Source organism: Klebsiella sp. CN_Kp073 (genome assembly GCF_040065495.2).
Classification (GTDB): Bacteria; Pseudomonadota; Gammaproteobacteria; order Enterobacterales; family Enterobacteriaceae; genus Klebsiella; species Klebsiella aerogenes.
In genome coordinates this window covers 934607-945794 of sequence record NZ_CM198051.1, presented here as the reverse complement: position 1 = coordinate 945794, position 11188 = coordinate 934607, and the positions used below count along the sequence as shown (strand labels likewise).

At 49.3% G+C, this 11188-nt stretch carries 10 protein-coding genes and 1 pseudogene; 5 read left to right on the top strand and 6 right to left on the bottom strand.

The window, feature by feature from the left end; genetic code table 11:
• Positions 1–64 precede the first annotated feature (64 nt).
• Positions 65–1615: a peptide MFS transporter gene (locus tag ABLV66_RS04625; protein WP_045391925.1), complete on the bottom strand. Its 1551-nt coding sequence runs from the start codon at positions 1613–1615 to the stop codon at positions 65–67.
• 548 nt (positions 1616–2163) lie between these two features.
• On the opposite strand from ABLV66_RS04625, the gene speFL reads away from it, so the two are divergent.
• The 3 genes from speFL (at position 2164) to potE (ending at position 6043) form a co-directional block, all read left to right on the top strand.
• Positions 2164–2268, top strand: coding sequence for a leader peptide SpeFL (gene speFL / locus ABLV66_RS04620; protein ID WP_006819052.1), 105 nt, complete (start codon positions 2164–2166; stop codon positions 2266–2268).
• 263 nt (positions 2269–2531) lie between these two features.
• Positions 2532–4730, top strand: coding sequence for an ornithine decarboxylase SpeF (gene speF / locus ABLV66_RS04615; RefSeq protein ID WP_015369855.1), 2199 nt, complete (start codon positions 2532–2534; stop codon positions 4728–4730).
• Positions 4727–6043: a putrescine-ornithine antiporter gene (gene potE, locus ABLV66_RS04610; protein ID WP_045391927.1), complete on the top strand. Its 1317-nt coding sequence runs from the start codon at positions 4727–4729 to the stop codon at positions 6041–6043. Before speF ends, potE begins: the two co-directional genes overlap by 4 nt.
• A 48-nt stretch (positions 6044–6091) precedes the next feature.
• On the opposite strand, the gene rcnR is transcribed toward potE, so the two are convergent.
• From rcnR to ABLV66_RS04590, 4 genes are all read right to left on the bottom strand, one after another.
• Positions 6092–6364, bottom strand: a complete 273-nt coding sequence (gene rcnR, locus ABLV66_RS04605) for a Ni(II)/Co(II)-binding transcriptional repressor RcnR (protein ID WP_015369853.1) — start codon at positions 6362–6364, stop codon at positions 6092–6094.
• Positions 6365–6697: 333 nt separating this feature from the next.
• On the bottom strand, positions 6698–8164 hold the full coding sequence (locus ABLV66_RS04600) for a C69 family dipeptidase (protein WP_348876486.1): 1467 nt from the start codon (positions 8162–8164) through the stop codon (positions 6698–6700).
• A gap of 443 nt (positions 8165–8607) precedes the next feature.
• A complete protein-coding gene (locus ABLV66_RS04595) occupies positions 8608–9174 on the bottom strand; it encodes a disulfide bond formation protein B (RefSeq protein ID WP_063415441.1) in 567 nt (188 codons plus the stop codon).
• Between the two features lie 17 nt (positions 9175–9191).
• Positions 9192–9311: a DUF5993 family protein gene (locus tag ABLV66_RS04590; protein WP_242436977.1), complete on the bottom strand. Its 120-nt coding sequence runs from the start codon at positions 9309–9311 to the stop codon at positions 9192–9194.
• Positions 9312–9670: 359 nt separating this feature from the next.
• Here ABLV66_RS04590 and ABLV66_RS04585 point away from each other — a divergent pair, with 359 nt between their 5' ends.
• Together ABLV66_RS04585 and ABLV66_RS04580 are read left to right on the top strand one after the other, a co-directional pair.
• Positions 9671–10081 (top strand): protease inhibitor I42 family protein, encoded by a 411-nt coding sequence (locus tag ABLV66_RS04585; RefSeq protein WP_072058204.1) that lies wholly within the window; start codon positions 9671–9673, stop codon positions 10079–10081.
• Between the two features lie 39 nt (positions 10082–10120).
• Entirely contained in the window at positions 10121–10633 is a 513-nt protein-coding gene (locus tag ABLV66_RS04580) for an NlpC/P60 family protein (RefSeq protein WP_196796337.1), read from the top strand.
• 297 nt (positions 10634–10930) lie between these two features.
• Here ABLV66_RS04580 and ABLV66_RS04575 read toward each other — a convergent pair.
• A pseudogene (locus ABLV66_RS04575) lies at positions 10931–11188 on the bottom strand (IS3 family transposase); the annotation flags it as partial.

The window sequence follows — 11188 nt, the reverse complement described above, 5'->3', positions numbered from 1 at the left end:
CCTGGGGATTGGCCAATAAAAAAGCCGGCGCTCAGCGCCGGCTTTTCATTGACCGCTTGCGCAATCAGGCATTGGTCGCCGGTTTTTGCTCTGCGGATTTGCTGTTCTCCAGCATACGGCGCACCGGCACAATCAGCACGCACAATACCGCGGCGCAGATCAGCAGCGCCGTCGAGCAGCGGGCAAACAGATCCGGCAGCATATCCAGTTGGTCGGCCTTCACGTGGCCGCCAATCAGGCCCGCCGCCAGGTTACCCAGCGCGCTGGCACAGAACCACAGCCCCATCATCTGGCCGCGCATTCTTTCCGGCGCCAGCAGAGTCATGGTCGCCAGGCCGATTGGGCTCAGACACAGTTCGCCCAGCGTCAGCATCAGAATGCTGCCCACCAGCCACAGCGGCGATACGCCGGCGCCGCCGTTGCTCAGCACGTTCTGCGCCGCCAGCATCATCAGGCCGAAGCCCGCCGCCGCGCACAGAATCCCGATAACAAACTTGGTGATGCTGCTCGGACGCACGTTTTTACGCGCCATTGCCGGCCACGCCCAGCTAAATACCGGCGCCAGCAGGATGATAAACAGGGCGTTAATCGACTGGAACCACACCGCCGGGATTTCGAAATCGCCGATCATGCGGTTAGTGTAGTCGTTAGCAAACAGGTTAAACGAAGTCGGTTTCTGCTCGAAGGCTGACCAGAAGAAGGCGGCGGAAACCAGCAGAATAAAGCAGACCAGCAGACGCGCGCGCTCTTTACGGTTGAGACCCGCAAAAACAAACAGATAGATGAAATAGAGAACCACCGACGCGGCAATCACGTACACCAGCATGCTAGCCACCGCCACCGGGTTAATGACTATCACCCCTTGAGCAATCAGCGTAATCACCACCGCCACGCCGACCGCCAGCGCCAGCAGCCAAGCGCCAACGCCGTTTTTCTTCGCCACAGGACTATTCCAGGTAGAGTCGAGACCCACTTCGCTGTCGTAGCGTTTCATCGCCGGGACCGCGAAAAGGCGGAAAATCACCAGCGCCACCAGCATACCGATACCACCGATGCCGAAGCCCCAGTGCCAGCCGTGGGATTTAATCAGCCAGCCGGAAATCAGCGGCGCGATAAACGATCCCATATTGATACCCATATAGAACAGCGAGAAACCGCCATCGCGACGGCTATCGCCTTTCTTATACAGCGTACCGACCATCACCGAGATACAGGTTTTAAACAGGCCGGAACCGAGCACGATAAACATCAGCCCGATAAAGAACAGGTTGTTGCCCATAAACGCTGACAGCGCAATCGACAGATGGCCCAGCGCGATCAGAATCGAGCCGTACCACACCGCTTTCTGCTGGCCGAGCCAGTTGTCCGCCAACCAGCCGCCCGGCAGCGCCGCCAGGTACATGGCGCCGGCGAAGATGCCGACGATGGCCGACGCGTTCTCACGGGCTAAGCCCATACCGCCGTCATAGACGGTGGCCGCCATGAACAGGATCAGTAACGGACGAATGCCATAAAACGAGAATCGCTCCCACATTTCGGTGAAGAACAATGAACCCAGAGGGTAAGGGTGACCAAAGAAGGTCCGGCTTTCATTTTTGTTAACAGAGGAATGCATAACTTCTCCCAATAAGGCGATCTTAGCGCTTAGTCATGCTGAAAAGCGTATTGACCATTTTTTCTACCTGCCTATAGTTCACACAGGCGTTAATTTTATTTAACCATTTGATAACCAGATGGTGGTTTTGTCTAGCCCCTGGGCGATATCTTTTAGATGAAAACTCGACCAGGCTCTCTTTTCCCAGATTTTATGTTGGCAACAAAGGGATAATGATTGACAGCATTTTTTCGTACTACAGGAACCTCTTAATCCTTAATAAACATAATGTTAAGAGGATAGAAGTCAGAAAGTCCCGAGTATACGACATAATTCCGTCATATGGCTGAAATAACGCAATGATTAACCGGTCATTATTCTTTTTAACCACATTGCAACACAATGTATTTACATACAGACAACAAACCAGTGAATAATGTTGGATAAGATCAAAATACCAGCCATTGATATCATAATGAGAGGCTATTAGTGATCGGCGTCACAGATTAAGTCTAAGCCGGATATAGAATATGCCATACCTTCAGTCAATCATTTGAAAGGTGTATATCATGGAAAACAATAACAGGATGATGCCACACATAAGGCGGACAACGCATATTATGATGTTTGCTCACCGTAACAGCTTCGATTTTCATTTCTTTAATGCCCGGTAGTCTTCCGACTACGGGCGCTTCAGCATACAGGTCTTCCTGCATCTTTTGTTGTTAATACAGGCACTCGCCTGTAGCTAACCGCGCTCGCCCTAATAAATCCTGCTATTTACCAGCCACCGGACTGGTAGGGTTTATTGCATCTCAAAAGGTACTCTACTGATATTTATTATATCAGCGGCAGACTATTACCTTTTGTCCGGCGTAATCAATTTCTCATTTGAGAAATTGAGGGCCTGCTATTATCTGAAAATAAAGAGATAACAATGACTGATTTAAAAATTGCCGTTAGCCGTACATGTCCAAACTGTTTTTCTACCCAGCGTAATATTGTCAATACTAGCGAAACCAACTTTATTGATGTGGCCGCGGTAGTATTAACCCTGGAAGATATCGAATGCGGTAAACTCGATGAGTTAAAGGCCACTGGCTATAACATCCCGGTATTTATCGCTATTAATAAAGAAGAGGTTGTCCCGGCCGAATATATGGCTTCGGTGCAGGGGGTATTTGAACACGACGAAACCCGCAACGACTTCTACGGCCGCCAGCTGGAAGCCGCTGCGCATAAATATGAAACCGAGCTGCGTCCGCCATTTTTTAGCGCGCTGGTCGATTACGTCAAACAGGGCAACAGCGCTTTTGACTGCCCGGGGCATCAGGGCGGCGAATTCTTCCGTCGTCACCCGGCCGGTAATCAGTTCGTCGAGTATTTTGGCGAGACGCTGTTCCGCTCCGACCTGTGCAACGCCGACGTCGCCATGGGCGACCTGCTGATCCACGAAGGGGCGCCATGCATTGCCCAGCAGCATGCGGCAAAAGTCTTTAATGCCGATAAGACCTACTTCGTGCTCAACGGCACCTCCTCTTCTAACAAAGTGGTGCTCAACGCGCTGCTGACCCCGGGCGACCTGGTACTGTTCGACCGTAACAACCATAAATCCAACCACCACGGCGCGCTGCTGCAGGCCGGGGCGACACCGGTCTATCTGGAAACCGCGCGTAACCCGTACGGTTTTATCGGCGGTATCGACGCCCACTGTTTCGAAGAACGCTATCTGCGCGAGCTGGTTGGGGAAGTGGCGCCGAATCGGAAACAGGATGCCCGTCCGTTCCGCCTGGCGGTGATCCAGTTAGGTACCTACGACGGCACCATTTATAACGCTCGTCAGGTAGTCGATAAAATTGGTCATCTGTGCGATTACATCCTGTTTGACTCCGCGTGGGTCGGCTATGAACAGTTCATTCCGATGATGGCTGATTGTTCGCCGCTGCTGCTGGAGCTGAATGAAAATGATCCGGGCATTCTGGTGACCCAGTCGGTGCACAAACAGCAGGCCGGTTTCTCCCAGACCTCGCAAATCCATAAAAAAGACAGCCATATCAAAGGTCAACAGCGCTATGTTCCGCACAAGCGTCTGAATAACGCCTTTATGATGCACGCCTCCACCAGCCCGTTCTATCCGCTGTTTGCCGCGCTGGATATCAACGCCAAAATGCATGAAGGCGAGAGCGGCCGCAACATGTGGATGGACTGCGTCATGAACGGTATCAAGGCGCGTAAGCTGATCCTTGAAAGCTGCAAACACATCCGTCCGTTCGTACCCAAAATGGTCGATGGCAAACCGTGGCAGTCATATGAAACCGCGCAAATCGCCGTTGACCTGCGCTTCTTCGAGTTTGGTCCAGGCGAACGCTGGCATGCCTTTGACGGTTATGCCGAGCATCAGTACTTCGTCGATCCGTGCAAACTCCTGCTGACCACGCCGGGTATCAATACCGCCAGCGGCGAATATGACGCCTTCGGCGTACCGGCCACCATTCTCGCCAACTTCCTGCGTGAAAACGGCGTGGTACCGGAAAAATGCGACCTTAACTCCATTCTGTTCCTGCTGACCCCGGCGGAAGATATGGCCAAACTGCAGCAGCTGGTCGCCCTGCTGGCGCGCTTCGATAAGCTGCTCGACGCCGATGCGCCGCTACAGGAGGTTCTGCCGTCTATCTACAGCCAGCACAAAGAGCGTTATGCCGGTTATACCCTGCGCCAGCTGTGCCAGGAAATGCATGACCTGTATGCCCGCCACAACGTCAAACAGCTGCAAAAAGAGATGTTCCGTAAAGATCACTTCCCGCGCGTGGTGATGAACCCGCAAGAGGCTAACTACGCCTATCTGCGCGGCCAGGTCGATCTGGTGCCGTTGCCGCAAGCCGAAGGCCGCGTGGCCGCGGAAGGCGCCCTGCCTTACCCGCCGGGAGTGCTGTGCGTAGTCCCGGGAGAAGTCTGGGGCGGCGCGGTGCTGCAGTACTTCACCGCTCTGGAAGAAGGGATCAACCTGCTGCCGGGCTTCGCGCCGGAACTGCAGGGGGTTTATATCCAGGAGCACGATGGCCGTAAACAGGTCTGGTGCTATGTCATCGCGGAAAGCGAGAAACAAAGCGCGCTGCTGAAAGGGGAAACTGTATGAGCAAATCCAGTAACAAGATGGGAGTGGTACAGCTCACCATCTTAACCATGGTCAACATGATGGGCTCCGGTATCATCATGCTGCCCACCAAGCTGGCGGAGGTGGGGACTATCTCCATCATCTCCTGGCTGGTGACGGCGGTAGGATCGATGGCGCTGGCGTGGGCCTTCGCCAAATGCGGGATGTTTAGCCGTAAATCAGGCGGGATGGGCGGTTACGCCGAGTACGCGTTCGGCAAGTCTGGCAACTTTATGGCCAACTATACCTATGGCGTCTCGCTGCTGATCGCCAACGTCGCCATCGCTATCTCCGCGGTGGGTTACGGCACCGAGCTGTTCGGCGCCACCCTGTCGCCGGTGCAGATTGGCCTGGCGACTATCGGGGTGCTGTGGATCTGTACCGTAGCCAACTTCGGCGGCGCACGCATTACCGGCCAGATCAGTAGCATCACCGTATGGGGGGTCATCATTCCGGTTGTCGGCCTGTGCGTTATCGGCTGGTTCTGGTTTAGCCCGACGATGTACGTCGAGTCCTGGAACCCGCACCACGTACCGTTCTTCGGCGCCGTTGGTTCGTCAATCGCCATGACGCTGTGGGCCTTCCTCGGTCTGGAATCCGCTTGCGCCAACACCGATGTGGTCGAAAACCCGGAACGTAACGTGCCGATCGCCGTACTCGGCGGTACCCTCGGCGCGGCGGTTATCTATATCGTTTCGACCAACGTCATCGCCGGGATCGTGCCGAACATGGATCTGGCTAACTCCACGGCGCCGTTTGGCCTGGCGTTTGCCCAGATGTTCACGCCTGGCGTAGGGAAAGTGATTATGGGGCTGATGGTGATGTCCTGCTGCGGTTCGCTGCTCGGCTGGCAGTTCACCATCGCGCAGGTCTTTAAATCATCGTCTGACGAAGGCTACTTCCCGAAAATCTTCTCCCGCGTCTCGGCTTCCGGCGCGCCGATTCAGGGGATGTTAACCATCGTTATCCTGCAAACCGGCTTGTCGCTGATGACCATTAGCCCGTCGTTGAGCAATCAGTTCAACGTGCTGGTTAACCTGGCGGTGGTGACTAACATCATCCCGTACATTCTGTCGATGGCCGCGCTGGCGATTATCCAGAAAATGGCCAAGGTCGATCCCGGCAAAGCGCGTTCCACCAACGTGATAGCCTTTATCGGCGCGGTGTACAGCTTCTATGCCCTGTACTCCTCCGGCGAAGAGGCGATGCTCTACGGCGCGATCGTGACCTTTATGGGCTGGACGCTGTACGGCCTGGTATCACCGCGTTTTGAGATGAAAAACAAACACAGCTAATGCTGAAGCCGGCGGCGCGTCTGTCGCCGCCGGTACTTTTCGTGGCCGCTATTTGATATAGGAATCCAGCACCTTCAGCACCACGTCCAAATCTTCTTCACGTTTCACTTCATCGCCTTCATGAACGATATGTTCCGTCAGATGGCCCTTGATCACTTCACGCATTAGTCCGTTTACCGCTCCGCGAATAGCGGCAATTTGCTGCAGCACGGCGGCGCATTCGTGCGGCTCATCCAGCATCTTTTTCAGCGCGCTCACCTGCCCTTCAATCTTGCTGGCTCTGGCCTGCAGCTTCTTTTTATCCCGAATCGTATGCGACACGTTAACCTCACTGGCGAACTCAATTTGTCGCTACGCAGATAACTTAATGAACAAGAAAACTAAACGAACTGTCAGTCCTGAGTCCGGACAGGAATATGCGCAGATGGTTGTTGATAGCGCCCTTATAACTGCAAGCCCGTGAAACGATGAATGGGTACCTGTATATGGTGATATGGCAGGACGAGGTTGGGCGACAAATCAGTAGCTATACATAGAGCTATAACAATAGCGTCAGACCTCACCGTCATGATGGTGGGCTGACGCTGGAAGGATCAGACAACAGATACCGTTTTACAGTAAAACTGTGGTCAATATTATTTGTCCACTACAGATTCAAGCACCTTCAAAGTGGTATTTCATGTCTGTGTCATGTGTCAGCTTGCTGAAAACCTGGTTGGTCAGTGAATCCGTCAGCGCCAGCGCATCTTTCATAGTTTTATCCTCAAAACCCTGTAAAAGCGCTTGTGCCTGTTTAGGCTGGGTTTTATACAGTTTAAGATAGTCCTGCTCCATCTCATGTTGGCGCACGGCTGTCTGTTCTTCAAAAGCATGGTAGGCTCGCTGAACATCGGGCGCATACTCATTGTAGTTCTGCATCACCAACGTTTGCAGCTTACGATACTTCCAGTTAACAGAATCATCACTTGCATGGTCAGTGCCTTTGTCATACCCCGGAAGATAATGCGAAATTCCCTGATAATAAGGTACATAGACGCTCAAGGCGGACATACCATAAGCCACATATTCCACTTCACCTATTTCTTTAGGCATATCAGGGCGAACCTGTAAAATGTGGGACTCCTGAGTACGGAAGACTGAGACTGGGCGGTATGGCTCCTTCGGATTATTATTGGCATAAGGATCGTGCGAGGTTCCTTGATAATGGTTGCGTAAAGCTTCTTTCACCTGATCCAGCGTGATCTTTTCTGCAGGTTTGAGAAACTCAGGGAAATGTTTTCCATCATCAATCGTCGTTTTCAACTGTGGGTTGAACAAATGTTGTAACGTCCAAACCCGTGGGTAGTTATACACAACATCATTAGCTAAATCCTGAGAATAAGTTTTGTGAAAATCAAAGGCGCCATCTTTCGGATTATACAGCCCATGCTGTTTTGCAAAATCTACCAGTGTCGGTGAAGCCATATAGTTGGCACTATCTTTCGCGTTGTAATTCTGGAGACGGCCCTGATTTGCGCTGACAAAATAGCTGTCATTCGGTAAACGAACGGCCATCCACTGGTGACCACTACCGGTTTCCAGGTACCAGATATCATGCTGATCGACAAAGGCAACACCAAAACCCTCACCGGCCCCTTTCTCCTCAATAATTTTCCCCAGCAACTCCGCCCCTTCGCGAGCGCTGTGAATACGCGGCAGTAAAACGGTCTGAATAGCATCCTCAGTGATGCCGGTCTTTTCCAAATAAGGGTCAACCTTTAATGCCTGCTGGCCGTTGTAAATGGTTTCTGTTGCCGTTATCCCCACACCTACAGAGTTAAAACCTGCTTCTCCGGTCGACTTATCATTGGTATCAAAGTCATGAATAGCGGTATAGCGCAAAGCGTCTTTTGGCAGCGGCCAAGTGAAATCGTTAGTATGCCCCTTGAACACCCCTGTCTGATTATGCACAGCAGGATGGATCAGCATATGCTTGGCATTTGTCGCTGAGTAATCCTCATTGCGGGCAATAATAAATGAGCCATCTTTACTCGCCTGATTCCCAACCAGAATAGTGGTACATGCGCTTGCTTGACCGATAAACAGCATTGCGAGAGACGATGCAATGAGTGTCTTTTTCATATTAAATTTCCAGACTTTGTTTTGTATGATAAATCCGGAGTTAACTGTATTGGTTTATTACGCTGAATACAAAAATCAAATCAGTAAATACTGTTATACTTTGTAAGTATTTTTTTAATCCTTTAGGATTACCCCATCACACCTAAAAAACGGATAATTTTACAGCACCTGTACCAAATACAAACAAGAGTTTGCCTTAGGTGAATTTTCGCCTCATTGGGCAGCATGTCGGGTATCCTGGGTATTCTCCGAAGTTAACAATTTCGCGGGTTGTTTAATGTGGCATCTTCATTATTCCACATCCCTGACCTACAAATTTACTCACCGAAAGGTGTTTTTTTCGGCATGCCCCCAGGACAAATACCTTCGCGGAAAGATACCCTCACCTGCCTTCATAAAAGGAAAACCCATACCTGCAATCGAATCAAGTCGCCATTATTAGATTATTTCCAGTGAAGGAGTTCATAGCTGACAGGATTATCAGCACACTGCCCAGTGCCGCACTCCAGCAATGTGGACAGCAAATTTCCGACAATCAGCAAAGCGAATACAATATAAAGAATTTGCTTATATTTATTTACAAATGCAAGAATTAAGGAGTTCCTTAAACACAACGCTCTGCCACCTACGGCGATCATGACAGATATAGCAATAACCATACCCACAGATGCTACCAGTGCCCAGGTATAAAAATGCAATCCAAACAGCGCCGAACCATAACCAGGTGTACCTGGCGTAATGTGTAATAAAACCTGTCTACCAGCAATAATGCCAGTAAGTACACACCCCAGAAGAGAAAAACAGTAGTGAAGTCCTTTAATACCGAATCGAAGATTAAACAAAAATCCAAAACCGATAATAATTATCCCTACGCGCTGAAGAAGACATAGAGGACAGGGAAGTTCATCTTTGAAAAATTGATAGTAAAATGCTGTTAGCAGCATAACTGAAACACCAGTAAGCCCAGCAAGATTCAGAATCCAGTCTGATTTTAAATTTTCATACTTCATACAGGCACTCCACAATATCAGAAGAGTAAATTAAGCGGGTCACTGACGTGATGCACAAACGAAAGAATTGCAACAACAAATAACAAAAAGTAACATATATAACTAAGCCGCGCTTTATTAAATATCACACCGACCATGACAATCAATGCCATCAAAAATGGTAAGAACATATACATAGTAGTATTCTCTCTTGCCTTGGGTTAAGGCATATGGGTATGTAACCTGAAAGCTCAATCCTTAATGAGGATAGCATAATCAAATCTGAACTCCTAAGTTATTTCAGTCCCGGCAGGCCATAATTTTCTCTGAGGTTTAAAACCTAGCTCTTAATTTATCTCACACATTGTTAGAACATACTCAAACTGACATAAACTTGCAAAATTAAGAAACACTAACGCTTTTTCTTTTTTATTCATAAATACCCACAAGAAATTCACGGGTAAATGTCATAGAGTGATGGTGAACTTGCTGCTTTAGTTTCGGAGATTATGATTAGATGCGAATCTATTTACTGCCATTAATTTTTTGTTTATCTTTTATCGCAAATGCCACGGAAAAGGTAAGTAACAGTTTTTACCGTGAAGTATCACCGGCAAAGGTAGTTAGTCTGGGTGAAATTTTCAGTATTCGCCTTCCGGTGTCGCTTTCAACCGGATATTCGTGGATCGTGCGTTCTCTTCCACCTCAGGTCGCATTAACAGGAATGGCTTACAGCCCACCAAAACCTGGATTATGCCTGCCTGGATGCTCAGGCTCCACAATATTGTATCTCAAAGCCATTTCCCCCGGCGAAGGGATACTAAAACTTCAGTATGCCAGGATATGGGAAAAGCTGCCAAAACAGGTTCATATCACTGCCATCAATGTTTTAACTAAACAGGACATGAATAGAAAGACTAAGCGATGATGTTTGATCGTCATCAACCTAATTATCACAGTTAAGCACATGATGAAGAAGTTACTTAATCTCATTTTCCTGTTGTTCGTTTATCTTATTTCCTTCTATGCATATGCTGGACACAATGTCCACCATCTCTGGTATCGAAGAAATCACCATAAAACAACTTATCGGCATATTACGGTTAATGTCATTAAGAAAGATATTATGCGAGAATATTACAAATGGAAGGGTGTAAAATATCGTTGGGGTGGTAATAGTAAAAATGGAATCGACTGTTCAGCATTAATGCAAAGATTCTTTCGGGAAACACATTTATTCACACTCCCCAGAACAACATTAGGTCAGATAAACTATGGCCACAGGATACAAAAACGTCGCCTGAAGCCCGGCGACCTTATCTTTTTCAATATCAAGAAAAATGTTCGGCATGTTGGGGTTTACATCGGCCATAACAAGTTTGTTAATTCAGCTAAAAGTAAAGGTGTGACTATCTCGGATCTACGAAATTGTTACTGGCGGGCACATTATTATACTGCAAGGCGTATCCTTAGCTACTAAGTGAGGTGACTCATACTCCATGCAAATTAAAATGTCTCAATTGATCATTACCGCAACCACTGACATTTGTTAGCTCACAACGTAAGCGGCAGCGTGGGTTTCTCATTATTCGGACATGTGACATTGTAAGCGCACCCATTTTAGCTCCACACATTTTTTTAGAGTCCAGTTTTTTCAGCCATCACCGATACTCTTCCGGCGTCGGGTTGTTCAGGGATTCATGAGACTGCTCGTTGTTATATTCCATCAGCCTGCGCTCTGTAATTTCCCGCGCTTCATTCAGCGTTCTGCACAGATAAGTTTCAGCAGGCAGTAAACCCGGTGAACATGTTTATGGCTCCGGGTATTACCCTGCCTGCACAGCAGTTGGAACAGCTTCTTAAAACCGTAGCGCGGGTAGCGTTCTGTCAGTCCTGTCAGGGCATGGATCACCGATTCATTACGCCGGGTATCGGGCTGATAAAAATACACCGTCCTGCTCAGCGATAACGTCCTGCCGGCCCGACATAAACCCATGGCAAATTGCGCCTTCAGATAGCTAACGAGTTTGCGCTG

Coding starts and splice junctions, on each gene's coding strand:
- ABLV66_RS04625 (WP_045391925.1), bottom strand. CDS start 1,615: ATGCATTCCTCTGTTAACAAAAATGAAAGCCGGACCTTCTTTGGTCAC.
- speFL (WP_006819052.1), top strand. CDS start 2,164: ATGGAAAACAATAACAGGATGATGCCACACATAAGGCGGACAACGCAT.
- speF (WP_015369855.1), top strand. CDS start 2,532: ATGACTGATTTAAAAATTGCCGTTAGCCGTACATGTCCAAACTGTTTT.
- potE (WP_045391927.1), top strand. CDS start 4,727: ATGAGCAAATCCAGTAACAAGATGGGAGTGGTACAGCTCACCATCTTA.
- ABLV66_RS04600 (WP_348876486.1), bottom strand. CDS start 8,164: ATGAAAAAGACACTCATTGCATCGTCTCTCGCAATGCTGTTTATCGGT.
- ABLV66_RS04595 (WP_063415441.1), bottom strand. CDS start 9,174: ATGAAGTATGAAAATTTAAAATCAGACTGGATTCTGAATCTTGCTGGG.
- ABLV66_RS04590 (WP_242436977.1), bottom strand. CDS start 9,311: ATGGTCGGTGTGATATTTAATAAAGCGCGGCTTAGTTATATATGTTAC.
- ABLV66_RS04585 (WP_072058204.1), top strand. CDS start 9,671: ATGCGAATCTATTTACTGCCATTAATTTTTTGTTTATCTTTTATCGCA.
- ABLV66_RS04580 (WP_196796337.1), top strand. CDS start 10,121: ATGATGAAGAAGTTACTTAATCTCATTTTCCTGTTGTTCGTTTATCTT.